This is a genomic window from Paenibacillus sp. Negev47, assembly GCF_058313655.1.
The window spans coordinates 1,302,467-1,323,208 of the sequence record NZ_CM177754.1 but is presented as its reverse complement, the minus strand read 5'-3'; the positions used below and the strand labels follow the sequence as shown (position 1 = coordinate 1,323,208).

Annotated in this window: 18 protein-coding genes, 9 tRNA genes and 1 rRNA gene; 3 read left to right on the top strand and 25 right to left on the bottom strand. The window is 46.2% G+C overall.

The features are described 5' to 3' along the window. Positions 1 to 332 precede the first annotated feature (332 nt). Positions 333 to 1,649 carry a uracil permease gene (gene uraA, locus AC4G47_RS06160; RefSeq protein ID WP_458123807.1) on the top strand — a complete coding sequence of 439 codons (1,317 nt, stop codon included), beginning with the start codon at positions 333 to 335 and terminating at the stop codon, positions 1,647 to 1,649. 154 nt (positions 1,650 to 1,803) lie between these two features. On the opposite strand, the gene AC4G47_RS06155 is transcribed toward uraA, so the two are convergent. The 6 genes from AC4G47_RS06155 to AC4G47_RS06130 form a co-directional block, all read right to left on the bottom strand. Then, positions 1,804 to 2,316, bottom strand: coding sequence for an adenine phosphoribosyltransferase (locus AC4G47_RS06155; RefSeq protein WP_145324024.1), 513 nt, complete (start codon positions 2,314 to 2,316; stop codon positions 1,804 to 1,806). A 37-nt stretch (positions 2,317 to 2,353) separates the two neighbouring features. Next, entirely contained in the window at positions 2,354 to 4,762 is a 2,409-nt protein-coding gene (gene recJ, locus AC4G47_RS06150) for a single-stranded-DNA-specific exonuclease RecJ (protein WP_491105276.1), read from the bottom strand. 40 nt (positions 4,763 to 4,802) lie between these two features. Continuing rightward, positions 4,803 to 5,762 carry a cation diffusion facilitator family transporter gene (locus AC4G47_RS06145; protein WP_458123809.1) on the bottom strand — a complete coding sequence of 320 codons (960 nt, stop codon included), beginning with the start codon at positions 5,760 to 5,762 and terminating at the stop codon, positions 4,803 to 4,805. 73 nt (positions 5,763 to 5,835) lie between these two features. After that, entirely contained in the window at positions 5,836 to 6,744 is a 909-nt protein-coding gene (secF, locus tag AC4G47_RS06140; protein ID WP_458123810.1) for a protein translocase subunit SecF, read from the bottom strand. Further along, positions 6,734 to 7,984 carry a protein translocase subunit SecD gene (gene secD / locus AC4G47_RS06135; protein WP_458123811.1) on the bottom strand — a complete coding sequence of 417 codons (1,251 nt, stop codon included), beginning with the start codon at positions 7,982 to 7,984 and terminating at the stop codon, positions 6,734 to 6,736. The genes secF and secD overlap by 11 nt, the downstream gene beginning before the upstream one ends. Positions 7,985 to 8,075: 91 nt before the next feature. Then, a complete protein-coding gene (locus tag AC4G47_RS06130) occupies positions 8,076 to 8,315 on the bottom strand; it encodes a post-transcriptional regulator (RefSeq protein ID WP_036617497.1) in 240 nt (79 codons plus the stop codon). Between the two features lie 227 nt (positions 8,316 to 8,542). On the opposite strand from AC4G47_RS06130, the gene spoVB reads away from it, so the two are divergent. Further along, entirely contained in the window at positions 8,543 to 10,165 is a 1,623-nt protein-coding gene (spoVB, locus tag AC4G47_RS06125) for a stage V sporulation protein B (RefSeq protein WP_491105274.1), read from the top strand. 3 nt (positions 10,166 to 10,168) lie between these two features. On the opposite strand, the gene AC4G47_RS06120 is transcribed toward spoVB, so the two are convergent. Continuing rightward, positions 10,169 to 10,882, bottom strand: a complete 714-nt coding sequence (locus AC4G47_RS06120; RefSeq protein ID WP_491106652.1) for a YetF domain-containing protein — start codon at positions 10,880 to 10,882, stop codon at positions 10,169 to 10,171. A gap of 227 nt (positions 10,883 to 11,109) precedes the next feature. On the opposite strand from AC4G47_RS06120, the gene AC4G47_RS06115 reads away from it, so the two are divergent. After that, the gene (locus tag AC4G47_RS06115; RefSeq protein WP_017686772.1) at positions 11,110 to 11,502 is read left to right on the top strand and encodes a TIGR04086 family membrane protein; all 393 of its coding nucleotides are present in this window, start codon (positions 11,110 to 11,112) and stop codon (positions 11,500 to 11,502) included. Positions 11,503 to 11,625: 123 nt separating this feature from the next. Here AC4G47_RS06115 and yajC read toward each other — a convergent pair whose 3' ends face one another. The 18 genes from yajC to rrf all read right to left on the bottom strand — a co-directional run bounded on the left by yajC (position 11,626) and on the right by rrf (position 20,688). Continuing rightward, positions 11,626 to 11,940 (bottom strand): preprotein translocase subunit YajC, encoded by a 315-nt coding sequence (yajC, locus tag AC4G47_RS06110; protein WP_458123813.1) that lies wholly within the window; start codon positions 11,938 to 11,940, stop codon positions 11,626 to 11,628. A gap of 67 nt (positions 11,941 to 12,007) precedes the next feature. Then, entirely contained in the window at positions 12,008 to 13,144 is a 1,137-nt protein-coding gene (gene tgt / locus AC4G47_RS06105) for a tRNA guanosine(34) transglycosylase Tgt (protein ID WP_036616872.1), read from the bottom strand. A gap of 35 nt (positions 13,145 to 13,179) precedes the next feature. Then, entirely contained in the window at positions 13,180 to 14,208 is a 1,029-nt protein-coding gene (queA, locus tag AC4G47_RS06100) for a tRNA preQ1(34) S-adenosylmethionine ribosyltransferase-isomerase QueA (protein ID WP_491105271.1), read from the bottom strand. A gap of 7 nt (positions 14,209 to 14,215) precedes the next feature. Continuing rightward, positions 14,216 to 16,318, bottom strand: a complete 2,103-nt coding sequence (locus AC4G47_RS06095; RefSeq protein WP_491105269.1) for a SpoIID/LytB domain-containing protein — start codon at positions 16,316 to 16,318, stop codon at positions 14,216 to 14,218. A 73-nt stretch (positions 16,319 to 16,391) separates the two neighbouring features. After that, positions 16,392 to 17,402 carry a Holliday junction branch migration DNA helicase RuvB gene (gene ruvB, locus AC4G47_RS06090; protein WP_458123816.1) on the bottom strand — a complete coding sequence of 337 codons (1,011 nt, stop codon included), beginning with the start codon at positions 17,400 to 17,402 and terminating at the stop codon, positions 16,392 to 16,394. Positions 17,403 to 17,457: 55 nt separating this feature from the next. Next, positions 17,458 to 18,072 carry a Holliday junction branch migration protein RuvA gene (gene ruvA, locus AC4G47_RS06085; RefSeq protein WP_036616866.1) on the bottom strand — a complete coding sequence of 205 codons (615 nt, stop codon included), beginning with the start codon at positions 18,070 to 18,072 and terminating at the stop codon, positions 17,458 to 17,460. Then, the gene (ruvC, locus tag AC4G47_RS06080) at positions 18,069 to 18,572 is read right to left on the bottom strand and encodes a crossover junction endodeoxyribonuclease RuvC (RefSeq protein WP_017686765.1); all 504 of its coding nucleotides are present in this window, start codon (positions 18,570 to 18,572) and stop codon (positions 18,069 to 18,071) included. Before ruvC ends, ruvA begins: the two co-directional genes overlap by 4 nt. A 229-nt stretch (positions 18,573 to 18,801) precedes the next feature. Beyond that, entirely contained in the window at positions 18,802 to 19,494 is a 693-nt protein-coding gene (locus AC4G47_RS06075) for a BofC C-terminal domain-containing protein (RefSeq protein WP_491105266.1), read from the bottom strand. A 200-nt stretch (positions 19,495 to 19,694) separates the two neighbouring features. Beyond that, a tRNA-Pro gene (locus AC4G47_RS06070) sits at positions 19,695 to 19,768 on the bottom strand. 7 nt (positions 19,769 to 19,775) lie between these two features. Further along, positions 19,776 to 19,854 (bottom strand) — tRNA-Leu (locus AC4G47_RS06065). Between the two features lie 16 nt (positions 19,855 to 19,870). Further along, positions 19,871 to 19,947: transfer RNA gene (locus AC4G47_RS06060), tRNA-Arg, on the bottom strand. A gap of 6 nt (positions 19,948 to 19,953) precedes the next feature. Continuing rightward, positions 19,954 to 20,028 (bottom strand) — tRNA-Gly (locus AC4G47_RS06055). Between the two features lie 24 nt (positions 20,029 to 20,052). Continuing rightward, positions 20,053 to 20,130 (bottom strand) — tRNA-Asp (locus tag AC4G47_RS06050). Between the two features lie 27 nt (positions 20,131 to 20,157). Then, positions 20,158 to 20,231 (bottom strand) — tRNA-Met (locus tag AC4G47_RS06045). A gap of 21 nt (positions 20,232 to 20,252) precedes the next feature. After that, positions 20,253 to 20,328, bottom strand: a tRNA-Val gene (locus tag AC4G47_RS06040). A gap of 7 nt (positions 20,329 to 20,335) precedes the next feature. Continuing rightward, positions 20,336 to 20,407 (bottom strand) — tRNA-Glu (locus tag AC4G47_RS06035). A 4-nt stretch (positions 20,408 to 20,411) separates the two neighbouring features. Next, positions 20,412 to 20,487, bottom strand: a tRNA-Asn gene (locus tag AC4G47_RS06030). Between the two features lie 84 nt (positions 20,488 to 20,571). After that, positions 20,572 to 20,688 (bottom strand): 5S ribosomal RNA (gene rrf, locus AC4G47_RS06025). Positions 20,689 to 20,742 lie beyond the last annotated feature (54 nt).

Genomic DNA, 20,742 nt, shown 5'->3' with positions numbered 1-20,742 from the left:
GACAATGTCTCAACACAGGTTCCCCGTAAAAGTAATTTCCTATAATTATGACGCTTCGCCCGTTTCCCGTCAACTACTGACGAATAAGAGTACTTATCCAATTTTTATATTGATGATCTGCACTACTTCTAAGTACTTCCCCCTAAGAGCGACAAGTGATTGAAGATGTTTCTTAATTCTTATGTATTATTGCCGTTATTTGCTGAAATAGAAGGAAATTTCATGAAAATATAAATTCTATCGCGGTGCTACGTCAAAAATGTTATTGCTTAATTAGGAGAAACTCTGTAATCTATTGAAAGTTTGTGTTTCGGAAAAGGAGATGAAATTCATTGCAACGCGAAATTCAGGTTAATCAAAAGATGCCACTCGGCTCAGGTTCACTGCTTAGCCTTCAGCATTTGTTCGCCATGTTTGGTAGTACGGTGCTTGTACCGAACCTGTTCGGTGTCGACCCTAGTATGATATTGCTTATGAACGGAATTGGAACCCTGTTGTACATACTGATGTGTAAAGGAAAAATTCCCGCCTATCTGGGTTCCAGCTTTGCTTTTATTGCTCCTGTCACTTCAGTGTTAAAAACACATCCAGAGAACGGCTACTCCATGGCTCTTGGAGCTTTTATAATAACAGGAATTGTTTTCTGCCTTGTAGCTCTTATTGTGAAATATGCGGGAACAGGCTGGATTAACGTGGTATTCCCACCGGCAGTTATGGGCGCCATTGTTGCCCTCATTGGTCTTGAACTTGTACCTGTTGCAGCTGGTATGGCCGGATTAATTAATTCCGATCCTGTAGCTAATCCCAACTGGATTCCTCAGGCGAAACCTATTATACTCTCCATGGCCACGCTCGGGATCACTGTCATTGGTGCCGTAACATTCCGTGGATTCCCCAAAATCATTCATATTCTAATCGGTATTGTAGTGGGTTATATCCTTGGTTATTCTATGGGCCTGGTTGATAAACAGGCTATTGGAAACGCTGATTTCCTCTCACTGCCAACCGTGACTACACCTACATTTGACTGGTCTGTTGTCTTCACCATTTTGCCTGTAGCGCTTGTGGTTATCGTAGAACATATTGGACATTTGCTTGTAACCAGCAGCATCGTAGGCAAAGATCTATCCAAAGACCCTGGCCTCCATCGTTCCCTGCTTGGTAACGGCGTATCTACCATTCTGTCCGGGTTTGTAGGATCAACCCCGAATACAACCTATGGTGAGAACATCGGTGTTATGGCTCTGACTCGGGTGTACTCCACATATGTTATTGGAGGCGCAGCGGTTATTGCAATTGTACTCTCCTTCTCAGGAACATTCTCGGCGCTTGTAGCCAACATTCCTGTACCCGTTATGGGTGGCGTATCCCTGCTTCTGTTCGGGGTAATTGCCGCATCCGGTCTGCGTATTCTGGTTGAACAGAAAGTCGACTTTGCCAAACCAACCAATCTACTTCTCACTACACTTGTACTGGTCATCGGACTGAGTGGTACAGAAGTTATTTTCTACGGCGTTCATCTAAAAGGGATGGCACTCGCAACCATCGTTGGAATCCTGATGAGCTTGTTGTTTAAGTTGTTTGAAGTGCTGGGTTGGTTGAATGAAGACTCCAGAAAACAGCCTATCACTGAAAAAACGCCCGATTAATTCTTTCACTATATAGCAAAAAAAGCCTGTTCTCTTCAACCTTAACGGATGAAGGAACAGGCTTTTTGATAATCATTAATGCTGTATATTATTTCCCGGGAAACGGGGAAAGCAATTCACGTTTCATCACAGCAGTGCGTGTGGAGATTTAAGCTTAATAGTTCATCAATGTGAATACATCGATTTCGGGCAATTTAGAACGACCGTTCAGATCAGACAGTTCGATCAGGAAGGCAGCACCGACAACTTTTCCGCCCAATTGTTCAATCAAATTGATGGAAGTCGCAATCGTTCCACCCGTTGCGAGCAGATCATCTGCGATCAGGACATTTTGACCTTTCTCAATCGCATCTGTGTGCATTGCGAGTGTATCCTTGCCATACTCGAGATCATAACCGACTTCAATCGTCTCTCCAGGCAGTTTTCCACTTTTGCGAATCGGTGCAAAGCCGACACCAAGAGCGTACGCCAGAGGGGCGCCCACAACGAAACCACGTGCTTCAGGTCCAGCAATGACGTCAATTTTGAGATCAGAAACCATCACTTTCAGTTCATTGATCGCATTGCGGTACATTTCTCCATCTTTCAACAATGTCGTAATGTCCTTAAAGCTGATTCCCGGTTGTGGAAAGTCAGGAATGACACGAATATAATCTTTAAAATCCAAAATAATCTCCTCCTAAAATAAATACACAAACTTCCATCTAAGATACGCCCTTCATCCGGGATATCATCCATTGTGTCAGTTGCGGCGTGGATGCATCCAGCATCACCTGTTCTGTCTCGGCCATGCTTTCGAGCGCCTGATAATGACGCGAAGCGGTTAGTTCACGCTTAGGCGGGTTATCCACAAACGCAATTTTGCCGTTATCACGGGTAATGAAGGATAACTCTTCGAATACATCCAACATCATCGTAATCATGCGCGGCGAACAACCACACTGACGACTGAGCACAGGAGTAATCTCTTGTTCCTCCACGGGTTCAGCTTTCCATTTCAACACCTGCATATAAATACGCTTGAAGAGTTCTCTGGAAGGCATCTGAAGGCGATCTCGGCGGTTGCCTGATCCGTGCAGAAGGATGATATTCTCTGCTCCACTGAACAAAACCAGCATGGCATCAAGTTGTTCCGGGGTTTCCGGCGTATCAAACACAAATAACGTCCGGACTTGTTCCTGTCCATAATGCTGTGCAGCAGCATTACACGGAAATAACCCGACCTTTCTATCATATACCCAAAGGCAAGGTTCATACAATGAGTTTCCCTCGGAAACATTGGTTTCTTTCCGAACAATAGCACCTATAGAACCTGATTTGTATCGCAGATGCACCTCTAATGAGCTCAAGAACTGTTTCATCGCATTCAACGGCTCGGTATTGCCACGCAAATCAAACACTTGGACCTGAGGAACATGAATGTCCTGAAGCATCAATTGAGGTTTTCTCATCCCATTCCATTCATTGATGGACAGTTCTCCCATCACATCAATTACGGTACCTGGGAGAAGAAACTCTGCTAATGCTCCCTTGCCAAATGCGACAGTTTCCAGTTGCTGACCATCCTGTTCAAGTACCAGTTTCAGATGGCGTTTCTCTCGTCCCATCGTTCTGGTTTCCTTCACAGTCACGCTTCTCAACACAAACCGTGGCGAAGGATTGCTCATCCCGAAAGGCTGCAATCTGTCGATCTCCTGGATCACTTTCAGCGGAACATCACTAATGCTGCATTCATCATCCGCAAGACGCTGAGGTACAAAATCCTCTTCGGTCAACACGGTTGCAGCAAACTCATTCAAGCCCGCCTCAAGTTCTTCCAGTTGATCCCGATGCAAGGTCATACCTGCTGCAGCCGGATGCCCTCCGTAATGGTCCATCGTGTGTTTATTGACTGTGAGTGCCTCATAGATATCCAAGCCCTCAATGGAGCGCGCAGAGCCTTTGCAGACGCCACTCTCGGGATCAATCCCAAGAATAAGTGTAGGTCTGTAATAGCGGTCCAGCAATTTGGAAGCCACAATACCAACCACTCCGACATTCCAGCCCTCACCAGCCAATACGATCACATCTGGAACTGATCCTGAACGAAGCTCTATCTTTTGTTCCAACTGTGCCGTTGCTTCTTGTAATATCCCCTCTACAACTTGCTGCCGCTCCCGATTCAATAGATCAAGCTGACCGGCAAGCGTATGAGCTTCATCCAGACTCTCGGTTGTGAGCAGCGACACCGCCCGCCCCGCATGATCCAAACGTCCACTGGCATTAATACGTGGTGCCATGGCGAAGGCAATATTAATCGAAGTCACCTGACTCTGATCCACACCACTAATTTCAAGCAATGCACTTACACCAGGGAGACGTGAACCACGCATAGATTCTATCCCATAACTGACGATAACCCGATTTTCACCTTCCAAAGGCATCAGATCGGCAACCGTGCCGATAGCGGCAATCTCCATCCATTCACCGGGCACTTCCCCGATCAATGCCTGAGCCAGCTTTAAGGCTACCCCCGCACCTGCCAAACCTTTAAAAGGATACGGACATCCCGGAAGTTTCGGATTAATAAGAGTATAAGCTTCCGGTAAAATTTCAGGCGGCTCGTGGTGGTCTGTCACAATGACTTCGATGCCGAGCGTTGCCGCATAGGCAATCTGTTCAACAGCACTGATTCCGGTATCCACGGTAATAATCAATGAAACGCCTTGCTGATGGGCCCAATCCAACGCATGGTTGTGCAACCCATACCCTTCATTCGAGCGATGAGGGATATATATATCATACGAGGCCCCAAGATGACGCATCAGGTGGATCATCAGCGATGTACTGGATACGCCATCGGCGTCATAATCACCATAGATTAAAATATGTTCTTCCCGCTCCAAAGCCAGCTTGATTCGAGGTACAGCTTCATTCATGCCGAGTAGCAGATACGGATCATGCATCTGATTCAGATCAGGATGCAAAAAACGTTCTGCCTCCTTCTCATTGTGCACTCCTCGACTCACAAGCAAACGTCCCACAAGGGGTGAAACGGAAAGCGCCTGCGAGAGTCCCGCAGCCGCCTCCATATCGATATTCGGTGTATTCCACCGGTATTGCGAATAAAGCAATGATAACGCTCCTTTCCTGATCTACTGGACCCGCGCTTCACTACTGAATTAATGTCGCTTCGTGATCGGGCAGTTCATGATTGGATTTATAAGGATAGCCCGGATCATAAGGTATCGCTTGAATCTGTACTTCTTTCACATGACTAAAACGGGTTAGCAGTAGTGTCTTCGCCCGATTAGCAATCTCCTGTGCTTCCAGTATTGAAATCCTCGGATTCACACTAATGACCAGCTCAATCGTAACGTCATGTTCCTGTTCCCGTGCAACCAAGTGCTCAATGGTAATGATGCCATATACCCGCTGTACGGTCTCTTTGAAATCTGACGCTTCTTCTTGCTCCAGTTCCTGAACGAGTGAACCATAGACTGTGTCCACAATCATTCTGTAACCCTTGTGGAGCACAAAACAGGAAGCAATCAACGCAGCCGTGGGGTCTAGGTAGAGCAGCATGCTCAGACCCGTCTCTTCTCCCGTCATCGAACCGATAATACCGATTAATACGGTGAGCGAGCAATAAAGTGCGCGGCGATGTTGCTGTGCATATGCCAGCGCCTGAGACTGGTTTCGTTTACGGAAATATCTGTACTGAAATTGAAAAATCGCTTCCTTCACAGCCAGAGCTGCTACAGCCACCAAAAGCACCGACTTCCCTGGCGCTTCAGGCTCACTTCCGGAAAGACTACCCAATGCGGAGATGGCAAGCTGCAAGCCGCCCATAAGGATCAACACAGATAACAATACTGAGAGTCCCGGTCTAGCAACACGTGAATGTTCTTTAAACCGTTCCCTGCGTGCCTTGCTCTTATGGCGTACAGACTTGGAGGGAAAGAGACCAGCCAGGGCAGAACCAGCTTCAGAAGCAGAATACAAGCCGTCTGCGAGCAACGATTTGCTGTTTGCCATATAACCGACCCCAGCCTTGATCACCGCAAGTCCCATATTACCAGCAATACCGCTCCATGTGGCAGCTTGAGCAGATGGGATATGTTCTCTGGTCATGAATATTCCCCCTTAATTCTGTACATAAAGTTGCAAAACCGCGCCTGGCAGACGCGGCTTCACAATAAAGTGTTTAGTTGGATGTTTTGGCTTCAACTTTAGGTTTAGTGACTTGTTTAGATTTAAGTGTAAACCATAGTGGAGCTGCAATATAGATTGAAGAATATGCGCCGAAAAATGTCCCGATGACCATCGCAAGCGAGAACATGCGAATGGATTCACCACCAAAAATAAACAAACAAAGTGATGCAGCAAACACCGTAAACGTTGTATTCAGTGAACGGGTCATCGTCTGAGACAAGCTGTGATTAACTATTGCACGCAAGTCTGCTTTAGAAGACTTTTTGGCAAAACGCAGATTCTCACGAATTCGGTCAAAGATAACAATCGTATCGTTGATGGAGAATCCGACAATAGTAAGTACAGCAGTAATAAAGGTCAGATTCACTTCGAGACGGAAGAGAGAGAATACACTTATCACGACAAAAGCATCATGGAATATGGAAACGACCGCGGCTAAAGCGAAGCGCCATTCAAATCGAATCGCTACATAGATCATGATCCCGATACTCGCAATAAGAACGGCATAGATGGCGTTACGCTCAAGTTCCTTTGCCATCTCTGGATCAACCGTATTTACTTCGTAAGAGGCAGCCGGATCTAATTTGGTAAATTCCTGCTTGAACTTACTTTCTTGATTCTCATCCAGTTCTTTGGAGAAGCGAACATTCACTCTGTCTGAACCCGGAGTAATCGTAACGTCACCCTCGTTCACACCGATATCCTTGACAATCGGATTAATCTGCTCAGCAGTAATCGACTTGGATACACTGATATCTACATTGGAGCCTGCGCGGAAATCAACCGCATAATTCAATCCCAGAGACAAGAGACTAATAATACCCGCAATTGTCAGGATGATGGAAAACGTATAGGCAATCTTACTACCTTTAACATAATCAAAATTCCAATTAAAGCGCACGAATTTCACTCTCCTTCACTCCGAAGTACTTAGGCTTCTTCAACACGTTACCCCGTACGAGCAGGGTCAACAGGAAGCGGGAGAAGAAAATATTCGTGATAATACTGGTGACAATGTCAAAGATCAGCACGAGTGCAAACCCTTTAACCGCACCTGTTCCCAAGAAGAACATAACCGAAGCAGCAATAATGGTAGTGACATTAGAATCAATGATCGTACGGAAGGAATGTTTACCACCTGCTTTAACCGAAGACAAGATCGACTTGCCACTACGCATCTCTTCCTTAATCCGTTCGTAGGTGATGATATTGGCATCTACGGCCATTCCTATACCCAAGATAAATGCTGCAATCCCTGGAAGGGTAAGTACGAACTCTCCCATATAGAAGATCGCAAGTACCAGCCATGTATGTGCGATCAAGGCGAAACTCGCAATAATACCTGGAATACGATAGAGCCCAATCATGAAGATTAGGATGATAACGGAGCCAATCAATCCAGCTTTAATCGTCTGATCCAGAGAAAGCTTACCCAGTGTTGCCCCAACACTTTGTGAGTATTTCTCTGTAAGTTTCAGTGGCAATGCACCCAGGTTAATGGTGTCACGAAGCTGGTTTGCTTCGTCACGTGTGTAAGCACCCGAAATCTGAGCGGAACCATCTGTCAACTGTTGTCTAACGGTTGGAGCAGAGAGCAACTCATCGTCCAAATAAATAGCGAGAGGTTGTCCGATCAAACGTTTGGTAATCTCGGAAAATTTGGCTTTGTCTTTTACTTGAATGTCAATCATAGGCTCATTCAATTGAGTGAACACAACTTTGGCTGCATTCTCAACAAATTCATTTCCGCGAAGCTCAATTTTCGTGTATTCGCCTTCCTTGTCATTCTCAGCTTTACTACGGAAGGTCAAAACGGCTGGTTCTTTCATTTTGGCTCTAACTTCAGCCTCGTCCGTAACCCCTGCCAACTTCAAACGAATCCGGTTGCTTCCTTCAGTAGTTACCTCCGGTTCGCTTGTTCCGAGCGCATTGGCGCGGCTTTCAAGACTCTTGGCCGTTTGCACCAGTGATGCTTTGGTGACTTGTTGTCCCTCATCAAGCGGCTCTGCTTCATATAAGATCTCGTAGCCTCCCTTTAAATCAAGGCCCAAGCGTATATTTTTGAGCAGCTCCGGGCTTGTTCCCACCATTACTCCTGTGGTGACAAGCACGACCAGAATGAAACTGATAATTCTTTTCATGCCGTTCCTAGATCCCCTTTCGTTCTCAATATTCCTATTATAGCGATGCCGTAAAAAGCAGTCAATTTTCAACAAAAAAGATCCCTTTCGTCTAGAAAGAGGACCCCCGGTATGCAGACACGGTCATAAAGTTCATAAAGCTTGTTGCTTTCAGTGACAAAATGTCGTTCACCAGCTGGTGAAGCGGTGGAATGCCCTGTTTTTCATATTTATGACTGACGCAATTCCAGACATCTTTGCTGGTGACATATTCGTAACCGACAAGCCTTAATTCCTCCGCCTTGCTACGGCAGAGCATCTCTATTGACTGTTCCAACTCCACATCATTCATTTCTTCCAACGGGGAGCCTCCCTTCGTACATCCAAGCCTTTATGCGGCATCAATATTACAACATTCGACTTCGCCCAATCATATTCCTTCTTGCTGGTTATGGTTCTTTTTGTTAATCGTGTCCAAGTTGTCATGAGAAGATAAAGGACTGGCATAGGATGAAGAACAACGGCTTTGTCCCGTTTATGATGATAACCTGTACTTTCAACCGGGAAAGAGGGGTAGTCTTGAAGAAACAGACATTTATCCAGGGGGCCATGATCCTGCTCGCGGCAGGCATAATTAATCGAATACTTGGTTTCATCCCGCGCATAGCGCTGCCACGAGTCATCGGTGCAGAAGGTGTTGGCATCTACCAATTGAGCTATCCTTTTTTTATCGTACTGGTGACATTAATTACAGGTGGTATTCCGCTCGCCGTAGCCAAGCTCGTAGCCGAAGCTGACACCGGTGCCAATCGTTATTCCCCCCAGCGTATCCTGCAAATAAGCTTAAGCTTCACCCTGACGCTTGGCGTAGTATTCATGTTTTTGTGCATTATATTTGCCCCATGGGTGACCAAGTACGTGCTCACTGATGAGCGGGTGTATCATACATTCGTTAGTATGAGTCCCATGATTGCCATTATCGCCGTATCTGCCGTGTACAGAGGTTACTTCCAAGGCAAACAAAACATGATGCCTACTGCCATTTCATCCATTGTCGAAACCATCATTCGCATCGTCTGTGTCATTTGGTTTGCCTGGCTTCTTCTCCCCCACGGTATTGCCCAGGCTGCTGCTGGTGCCATGCTCGGTGCACTCGTCGGAGAATTCGGCGGTATGCTTGTCTTATTGTGGAAGTACAGCAGACAGAAGAAAGAGTTACCGCTTGCCAAGCATCAGAACATGTCCAATCTCTCAGCCAAGCCTATAACCACAGTAACGCCTGTTATAAAAGATACGAGTGCTCCGCAGACCGGACTCATTCGGCGTTTGCTTGCGATCTCCATTCCCGTTACAGCAGGTCGTTTGGTTGGCTCCCTCTCCTACCTGGCTGAAACCATCGTTACTGCCCAGAGTCTTGCTCTGGCAGGCATATCCAAAGGACTCGCCACAGCACAGTATGGTGCACTACAAGGCATGATTATCCCTTTGCTACTGCTGCCAGGCGCACTAACCTCATCGCTTGCGACATCACTCGTGCCTTCACTGTCCGAAGCTTCTGCTCAGGGAGATCGCGCACTGATTCACAAAAGAATGCATCAGGCGTTACGCTTGGCACTTGTGACAGGTGCTCCGTTTTCTGTATTTATGTATGTGCTTGCCGAACCGATGTGTCTTGTTCTGTATAATGATGCATCGATCGGAAGCATGCTGAAGCTAATGGCTCCTTTTGCTTTATTCATTTATATTCAAGCTCCTCTTCAAGCTGCGTTACAAGCCCTTGACCGTCCAGGTAAAGCACTGCTGAATACATTTATCGGTGCTGTTATCAAAGTCACGTTAATTTTAACGCTCGCTTCCCGGCCCGAGTATGGCATCTTCGGTGCGGTTATCGCTATCTGTGTGAATTCTACTGTGGTTACGCTATTACATATCCAAAGCGTTCGTAAACTACTACAGTTCCGCTTCAAGATCCTGGATTGGGTTAAAACGGGTGCCGGCATGTTTATTATGGGAGCAGCGACCCTGCTTGTGTACGAAGAGACGGTCATGATATTGCCTTTCTGGGTGCGAATGCTTCTCGCGCCTTTAGTCGGACTTATCGTTTATTTCATTGTTATGGGCTGGACCAAAATGATTGACTTTCATGATCTGTCCCGTGCTCCTTTTATTGGTTCATGGTTCAAACGTCGGTCTGGCAAATGATATTCATTTTTTATCACCTTTTGGACTTACATACACTTTGCCATTGTGGTCGATGGAACATATAAATACATCTTTAAAATCCAGAATTCCATTCTGTTGAATCTGATTTTTCAGCCAAAATCTCGTTTTCTGGATGAGTTCCAGATTCTGATCCTGGACTTTACCGTCCATAATCAGAGGCAATGGCAGACCTTCATATTTGATATTTGGAAATCCGTCGATTTGATTTTTTCCTGCTTTGGGTTTACTGGAAGAAGATCCTTCTGAGTCAGAGTTCGAAGAACTGCTGCCATTAGAAGCATTCTGATTTTTTGGAAAAACGGTCAGCTTACCTGTGGTCTCCAATATTGCGAAATCAACCTCACCAATACTGTCTACATTCTGTTCACGGAGCTGTAACAACAGATCATCCAGGTTATATCGCTGTTTACGCATCACATCCCGATGAAGGACGCCTTTGGAGATCAATACAGTAGGTTTGCCATCAATCATCAAGCGGAGTCTCCGACTCTTCAAACCGGCAAAGGCCATTCCGATTTGCACGATGATAACCGTCAGCATAGGTACAATGCCATGAAACAAAGGTTTACCTATATCTTCAATCACAAAGGCAGCCATCTCAGCGAGCATAATCGACACGACCAGATCAAACATGGATAGTTTACCGATCTCGCGTTTACCCATAACCCGAATAGCACAATACACAAGAAAGTACATGAGAATGGTTCGAAAGATATGTGATCCGACATCTGGGAAGTTCACAACAGGGGTCCTCCTTCGAAACTGAGTTTTTTACAGTTAGCTGTAGTGCAATCCCTATTTTGACCTGAACCTTACATGCTCATGCAGAAATAATCCGTTCATTTAATGGAAATTCAGTTCATAAGTCCGAAGGCTTGACCATACACTGTATTAACTTATAACTTGTACAAGGGGGTTGTTTCATGCAATTGATCCGCCGCTTGGTTTCGTTTCGAGTGTCCAATCCGATTCTGTCAGGCCTCTGTCAGGCTTTTGTATGGATGTTTATCGGAGCATTAATTCTCTCCTTGTTTCTGTGGATGAGCGGAATGCGGGAACAGGACCTCTCGCTCTATACCTATGTTGTTCATGGCTTGTCGTTATTGGTCGGTGGTTTTGTGGCAGGCAAACGCTCTGGTGAAAAAGGATGGTACTACGGAGGGATTACCGGAATCGTATATGGACTCCTTGTGCTGTTGATCGGATTTCTCGCACTGGATGCTTCGTTTAATTGGAAAGATAGTTTGCAACTGCTCAGTGCCTTCTTCATTTCAGCTCTTGGTGGCATGTTTGGCGTTAACACGCATCGTTCCTAATTCACTGGTGAAGTACATCGACCTTCCCTCATAAAAACAAAAAGAGAACCGATCTCCAAGGAGACTGGTTCTCTACTACGGAATACGCCACAAACGCACCCTCGTTATTCTATGTTACAGTAACTATTCAACAGCCGTGTCACGAGCTACAGCCGTACTGATTGCATTACGGTCAAACGTAAGCTTAGTTACATCGTTTACACGCAATACAACCACATCGTCCGTAATCTCAGCGATCGTGCCGTGAAGGCCACCAATCGTTACAATTTTATCGCCTTTTTTCAATTGGCTCAGCATGGAATTCCGTTGCTTTTGCTTTTTGTTCTGTGGACGAATCATCAAGAAGTAGAAAATCGCAACCATGAGTACCAAAGGTACGATCAAAGATACAATTCCACCGCCTGCTCCCGTTGCTGTTAAAGACATTCCCTGAAACATTCAAACTCCCCCTTATCGACTATACATACAGATATTGCTTGTTACGAAGGTTTCCTTAAAACCTCAATCAGAAACCTTTGTCATTGTCATGAAGACCATATTGATCGAAAAATTCATCCCGGAAATCAAGCAAACGATCTTCCATAATGGCTTTACGTACATTACGCATCAAATTCTGCAAGAAATGAAGATTATGGATCGTCGTCAAACGCAGGCCAAATGTTTCATCTGCTTTGATCAAATGACGCAGGTAAGCTCTGGAATAGTTGCGACAAGTATAGCAATCACATTCAGGGTCAAGTGGCCCAAAATCAGTTGCAAACTTGGCATTGCGAACTACCAGTCGTCCCTGGCTGGTCATCGTTGTTCCGTTACGGGCAATACGAGTAGGCAGAACACAATCGAACATGTCCACTCCACGAATTGATCCCTCAATCAACGCATCGGGCGAACCTACTCCCATCAAATAACGTGGTTTATTGGACGGCAACAAAGGTAATGTGTAATCCAATACACCATACATCAAATGTTTCGGTTCTCCAACACTCAGTCCACCAATAGCATACCCCGGGAAATCCATGGAAGTCAAATCTGCGGCGCTCTGACGGCGAAGATCTTCATGCATGCCTCCCTGTACGATGGCAAACAGACCTTGGTCATGTGGACGAGCGTGACTTTCGAGACAACGTTCTGCCCAGCGGCTCGTTCTTTCGAGTGATTTTTTTACATATTCATATTCAGCCGGATACGGTGGGCATTCATCGAAAGCCATCATAATATCGGAGCCAAGTGCATTCTGGATTTCCATTGCCACCTCAGGAGAAAGGAACTTCTTGTCTCCATTCAGATGGGAGCGGAAGTTAACGCCTTCTTCTGTAATTTTGCGCATCTCACTAAGAGAAAATACTTGGAATCCGCCGCTGTCCGTCAGAATTGGACGATCCCAGTTCATGAATTTGTGCAATCCGCCAGCTTCACGAATGATTTCATGTCCTGGTCTGAGAAACAGGTGATAGGTATTACTCAAAATAATCTGAGCATCCATTTCTTTTAACTCTTCAGGGCTCATTGTTTTGACGGTCGCCTGTGTACCTACAGGCATAAAGGTCGGTGTCTCAATAATACCGTGAGGTGTATGCACACGCCCCAGACGTGCACCGGATTGTTTACAAGTTTTGATATGTTCATACGTAATTGCTGCCATTGGTTTTAATCATCCTCTAAAAGTTAATCGTTATATTAATATATCAACATAGCATCGCCGAAGCTGAAGAAACGGTATTGTTCTTGGATGGCTTCCTCATATGCCTGCATTATATGTTCCCTGCCTGCAAGTGCACTAACCAACATAACCAACGTGGATTTCGGAAGATGAAAATTCGTAAGCATCCCATCGATCACTTTAAAGGAATAGCCTGGATAGATGAAAATGCTCGTCCATCCGCTGCTTGCTTGCAGTAATCCATCTTCAAATTTACTGCCTACCGTTTCCAAAGTACGGCAGCTCGTTGTACCAACCGCAAAAACACGGTGTCCATTCTCTTTGGTCCGGTTAATCAGGTCTGCTGTTTCTTGTGACAAGGAGTAATACTCCTCATGCATGACATGATCTTCTACGACGTCGACCGACATGGGTCTGAACGTTCCCAGTCCTACATGAAGCGTAATGAAGGCCACATTAACACCTTTGGCACGAATCTGATCCAATAATTCATCCGTAAAATGCAGTCCCGCTGTAGGTGCAGCCGCCGATCCTTCATGCTTGGCATATACAGTCTGATACCTTTCGCGGTCATCCAAGGTCTCTTTGATATAAGGTGGCAACGGCATCTCGCCCAGACGGTCCAGTATCTCCTGGAAGATCCCATCATACGTAAACGTAAGTGTACGGGCTCCCATTTCGCCCTCTTCATTAATGATTGCCTTCAGTTCATCACCGAATACGATGACCGAACCGGCCTTCAGCTTCTTCCCTGGCTTAACCAGAGCTTCCCACGTGTCGCCTTCGACATTTTTAAGCAATAATACTTCAGCTTTTGCTCCGGTATCTTCTTTTGTACCGAACAGACGGGCTGGCAGAACACGTGTATCATTCAGAATCAGTGTATCGCCAGACTCCAGAAAGTCGATTATATCAGGAAACGTTTGATGATTAATCTCACCACTATCTTTGTTCAAGGTAAGCAACCGGGATGCCGTGCGATCAAGCAACGGCGTCTGTGCAATCAATTGCTCTGGTAATTCAAAATCATATAAGTTCACATTCATTTTAGTTTCATTCCTTAACAATAGTCGCATTTTGATAATAGTGTTTCAATATTGCCTGGTAATCATACCCTTCATCTGCCATGCCTTTGGCTCCCCATTGGGACAAGCCCAATCCGTGGCCATTGCCCTGACCGATGAACATGTAGGTCTGACCCTGCGTTACCGCTCTCGCTTGACCATCACCACTCATAACCACAAGTGCATTACCGGATGATGTTCCTGTGCCTGAGGAAGACAGTACAGAGGCACCTTTTGAGCCGGTTTTACTGGCTGTTTTGCCGTCAGCGCCTAATACAGTATAACTTCCGGTCCCTGCAATATCAAATAAAGTGCTCGGTAATCCACCGAGCGCAGAGCGGTATGTATCGGCATATTTCACCGTCATAGCTTGTCCGTTGGCAGTAACTTCAAGTGCTCTTCCGGAAGGTCCACGCTTGGTTACTTCCAAAGTTGAGATTGACGCAGGAACAGATGCTGTCGTTTTACCCTGAAGGGACTTAACCAACTGGGCAGACGTGAAAGGTCCTCTCACCCAAGCATAGTCATTGGATTGAGCGACTTTTGCCAGTACAACGGCTTCGTTGCCTGGATTCATTTTAGCTACAGGTTCAACAGTGGATTGAATTAACGGAATGGGACGCACATTGGTATTCTGAGCCGTTACCGTCACTTTCGCCAGTCCCGCCTCGGTCTTGGTCGTTAATTCTTTGATGTTATCCTCACGAATATACCCGCTAACACCTGAATTGAGCAGCACATGGTACCACGTATGTAATCCTGCCTGGGCTGACGTATCTCCTGAGCTAACCACATTGGTGAACACACCTGCTCCGCCGTTCCATACCTCAGAAGGATGAGCTGTCTGGCCCCCCGCATTGGAGGAGAACACCGCCTCGACGATTTTACCACCGCTCTTGACCACTTCTCCAGCCGTTGCATCCACTGCGCTGGATACTTTATCATTCTCCGAACCAATCCCGTTATAGGCCTGGCTAAGTGTTGTATCCACCACATTGGCAATTTTAAAGCGATCACCCTGTTGAAGGGCGTAAGATCGAGCAGCTACGGCTTGAACTTTCAGAGCCTCCGCAGGCCAAGAGGAATACACCTCTGCCCCTACGACCGAGTAAAGGTATTGCTCTAGCGGAACAACATTGACCAACGCCAGGTCACCGCTCAAGATGCTGATTTCCATATCTCCACGATACGTTCGTTGGGATCGTTCCACGACTTTGATACCATTTCCATTTCCTTGTACCAATGCTTTGGATTCACTACCTGCAATCGTGTAATGCGGAGCTGTTTTGAGTGCATCCGTACTTAATCCTGCATCCTGACGGATGATTAGCCCTGCACTATTTTTGACAGGTGTAAGGCTTACCCCCGGAGCTTTGGCTTCCACACTGTTCTTCAATGTGGATAATTCCGCATCCGTTGAAGCTTCACCAACCCATACCGAATATGCTTGACTTCCCCCATTCAATTGAAGGACTGGATAAGCATTGACTCCTGTTGCCAAAAGGTTGGCTTGTGCTGCCTCTGCTTCCTGAATCGAACCATAGGTTCCAGCAGACAGGCGCTTACTTCCTGTTACAGCTGGCTTCTGACCAGCCAATTGAGCTGCTGCTACCTTTTGTACCCGTGTAACAGCTTGTCCAGCCAGTGCCTCTGTTGCATAGTTGCCCGTATAGAGCTGGTAGATGGCATTACCATTCAGAGAGGTTGTGAACAACAACGGCTTATCCGCGGTTGCCTGCAACAACTTTGCCGCTGCAGATGCTGCCTTAAAGTCCGATGTTTCCAACACCTTCACTCGGAATCCATCAGCACTGAAACGGACTTGCCCTGTCGGAAGGCTTAAATTAGCGCCACTCTCTGATTGGATACTCCATTGTCCCGTCGATTCAAGCGTAATGAGCGGTGTAGTTGATTTATACGTACTGCCCAAATTCGCAAACATGGCTACCCGGATCGTCTGTCCATCATTTCCTGCTGCATAAGCAGGTACTTGTAGACAACCTACTGTCAAAAGAGCTGCCGCCAGTACCTTCAATCGACGACTCCAATTCTTCGTTCGTATTGCTTTTCCCACAATCAGACTCCTCTCCATGCATTTCTTTCATTTTATATCAGGTTAACACGTAATTATTTCAATGGTTGTGGTGAATATTCAACTGGCTCGATTATTTCCCGTCTCTTGGTGGAACAGGCAGACCCAAGTGATGATAGGCGAGATCTGTCACGATCCTGCCCCTTGGTGTACGTTGAATCATTCCAATCTGAAGCAGATACGGTTCATAGACATCCTCGATGGTCTGACTTTCTTCCCCGATCGTAGCAGCAATTGTATCCAGACCTACAGGGCCTCCTCGAAAACTATTGATCATCGATTTGAGCATCTTATGATCAATATCATCCAGCCCACGCGGATCAATCTGGAGACGTTGCAGCGCTTCTTCTGCCAGTGTCTGCGTAATAATCCCATCACCACGCACCTGTGCAAAGTCCCGTACTCGTTTTAGCAAACGGTTCGCGATCCTCGGTGTCCCACGCGAGCGCAATGCAATCTCTTCCGCAGCATCGCCGATGATCTCCACACCCAAAATTTCAGTTGAGCGTGAGACGATATAGGCCAGCTCATCAACCGTGTAGAATTCCAAGCGACTGATAACACCAAATCGGTCTCGAAGTGGAGCAGACAGCAAGCCAGCACGCGTTGTAGCCCCAATTAGAGTGAATGGTGGCAGATCCAGCCGAACGGAACGTGCACTTGGACCTTTACCAATCATAATATCCAATGCGGAATCTTCCATAGCCGGGTACATGACTTCTTCAACCGTACGATGCAAACGATGAATCTCATCAATAAACAGGACATCGCCTTCCTGCAGATTGGTTAACAATGCTGCAAGATCACCCGGGCGTTCAATGGCTGGACCTGATGTAGTTCGTAAGTTAACGCCCAATTCGTTGGCAATAATATTGGCAAGTGTTGTTTTACCAAGTCCAGGTGGTCCATATAACAAAACGTGATCCAATGCCTCATTACGAAATTTGGCAGCTTCAATATATATCTTTAAATTCTCCTTCACCTGATTCTGCCCGATATATTCATTCAGATACCGGGGACGAAGGCTCAACTCAACATTTTGGTCCTCCATCATCAGGTTCGCGGAAATAATCCGATCATCCATGTTCATCCCTACCTTTTTTTGCAGGCTACAGCTATATTATAATATGCAAATTGTCTTATCCCGTAAACAGCATTTGCAGCGCCTTTTTCATCAACACATCAACGGAATCCGCTGTAGTAACATCCTTTTTCAATTTGAGCCATACTTTATCAAGCTCACTGTCAGTATACCCAAGTGCCTTGAGACCTTCACGTGCCTCATCCCAGGCTGAACCACTTCCCGACTCTTCCGATGGAGGAGCAAACAAACCTGTTGCATATGCTGCCGCACCAAAGCTGTCCAGCTTATCCTTGAGATCGAGGATCATGCGTTGTGCAGTCTTCTTGCCGATGCCTGGCAATTTGGTCAAGAACGTAAGATTCTCCTGGTAAATCGCCGTAACCACATGTTCTGGTGTACCTCCAGCGAGTATGCCCAGTGCCACTTTTGGACCGATACCAGATACTTCAATCAATTTACGGAACAAACGCTGTTCATCCCGTGTAACAAATCCAAACAGCAACATCGCATCCTCACGCACATGATGGTGAGTGTACACCGTAATTTCGCCTTCTTGCTTCGCAAACGCAAATGGATTCGGACAGAATACGCGATACCCCACACCATGAACATCCAGCACAATATAATCATTCTCTACATGAATGAACTGTCCTCTTAGAAAATCAATCATTTTCGCAATACCTCATTCAACTTGGAATTTAATGTATAAGAGTGCGCGTGGCACACGGCCACAGCCAGTGCATCCGCTACGTCATCCGGTTTAGGAACGACCTGAAGACGCAAGAACATTTTGACCATCTCCTGTACTTGCTTCTTCTCCGCTTTACCGTACCCAACAACGGCCTGCTTGATCTGCATTGGCGTATACTCTGCAATAGGCAAACCCTTCTGCGCGGCAGCGAGCACCATGACGCCTCTAGCCTGACTGACAGACATCGCTGTTGTAACGTTCCGGTTGAAAAAAAGTTTCTCCAGCGCTACTGCGTCCGGTTTGTATTTATCAATTAATTGCACCATACCTTCATATACGTGAAGCAACCGCTCCTCTTCAGGGGTATGAGCTTCCGTCTGAATACATCCATATTGTACGGGTACCACCTTACTGCCGATTTTATCCACAAAACCAAAACCAACAATCGCAATCCCCGGGTCAATTCCCAAAAAACGCAAAACCATCTCTCCCTCACAAAAGCGAACATATGTATCGTTCATTTCATTATAACAAAAGATAGACCCTGCGGCAGGAAAAACTTTGTCTAACTGATTACTCGCCTTTATTCGTGAATTTTTTACATGTTATTTCGAATTTCCATGTATTTTAGTTCAAACGACAAAAAGGACATCTCTTTGATGTCCTTATCACACTCCACGTATTTTGTTGAGTGTTGTCAGATACTCGTTACCCGCCATTGCGGATTAAATGATGATCTTCGTCCACTGCATAGTCACTGAACGTAGAGATCACGCTGTCATATTCGTCTTTATCCTGGATCCGAATACCCTGCTGCAATTGCTCCAGTACTCCTTCAGGCAAAGAACTCTCCAACGTCCCAACATCTAACTGAAAGAACGTACGAATGACCTTCTCTTCTGCTGGCTTACCCTCGTACAAATTAAGATTACCTACGGCATCTATACTTATATACGCTTGCTGTCTACAGAGCGGTGAAAGGTCATCTACACGTTGTTTTAAATGTAGCTCGTCTGATGTTCCAACGGTAGCAACCCATTCCGGATGTTGAACCAGCAGCATCTTCAACTGTGGTCTAGCCATTTTCCCTAACTGCTCGGTCTCCACTCCACAGATGTACTGCGTTTCCAAAACCACACTCGTTAAATGATCCGGATCAGAATCAAGTTGCTCCATGAGTACTTGGATTTCCTGTTCAGATCTTGTTTCCTGTGTAACAGGTCCCATCACAGTGGTTGCTTCACTAAAATTAGTCGTCAGTAATCGCTCAATCGTAGATGAGATAGGCAAGCCGCTGTAAGCCAGTATCGTTACTGCAAGCAAAGCCGTAGTCATCCATAGTGTTCGTTTCCAGCGTCGCCAACGTCTCTTGAATTGTTTTCTGAAGTTAAACGTGTTCACATGAACCCCTTCTATCACTTTTTAAACCTATTGTGACCTAAAAAACGAGGCTTTATGCAAAACTAACCTGTTGTCTGAAGGGGAACCATGGATATGTTATTTTGGAGAGTTTGTCATGATAGTAAATAACTTGCAATATCGCGATTTATAAAAGTGAATATAAAAAAGTACTATCTTATTATAGATAGTACTTTTCGAGATCGGGATGACACGATTTGAACATGCGACCCCCTGGTCCCAAACCAGGTGCTCTACCAAGCTGAGCTACATCCCGTTATATATACCGGCGAGAGGACTCGAACCTCCACGGTTTCCCACTCGATTTTGAGTCGAGCGCGTCTGCCATTCCGCCACGCCGGCAAATTTGAAGTTATAATGGCGCGCCCTGAGAGATTCGAACTCCCGGCCTTTTGATTCGTAGTCAAACGCTCTATCCAGCTGAGCTAAGGGCGCAAATATTGGAGCGGAAGACGGGAATCGAACCCGCGACCCTCGCCTTGGCAAGGCGATGCTCTACCGCTGAGCCACTTCCGCATACGGTATTAATAAATATAAAAATGGCGGAACCGACGGGATTCGAACCCGCGATCTCCTGCGTGACAGGCAGGCATGTTAGGCCAACTACACCACGGTTCCAGATCACTTTCTCAAAGGAAAGTATAATTGCGGGGGCAGGATTTGAACCTGCGGCCTTCGGGTTATGAGCCCGACGAGCTACCGGGCTGCTCCACCCCGCGTCGTTATAAAAATAAGTTATATGGTGGAGGCTGAGGGGATCGAACCCCCGACCCTCTGCTTGTAAGGCAGATGCTCTCCCAGCTGAGCTAAGCCTCCATCTATATGACCCGTAGGGGATTCGAACCCCTGTTACCTCCGTGAAAGGGAGGTGTCTTAACCCCTTGACCAACGGGCCTTACTGGCTCCCCGAACAGGGCTCGAACCTGTGACAACTCGATTAACAGTCGAGTGCTCTACCAACTGAGCTATCAGGGAATAATATGCATTTGCAGTGCAAATGCAACTCATCGTACAACGTCCACATGCAGAGCCTGTATTCTATGTATGATGAAAGAGTTCGCTTGGCGGCGTCCTACTCTCCCAGGACCCTGCGGTCCAAGTACCATCGGCGCTAGAGGGCTTAACGGTCGTGTTCGGGATGGGTACGTGTGGAACCCCTCCGCCATCGCCACCAAACGCATAGCTTAGCTTACATTTCAGAGTTGTTGTTCTCTGAAAACTAGATTCGAA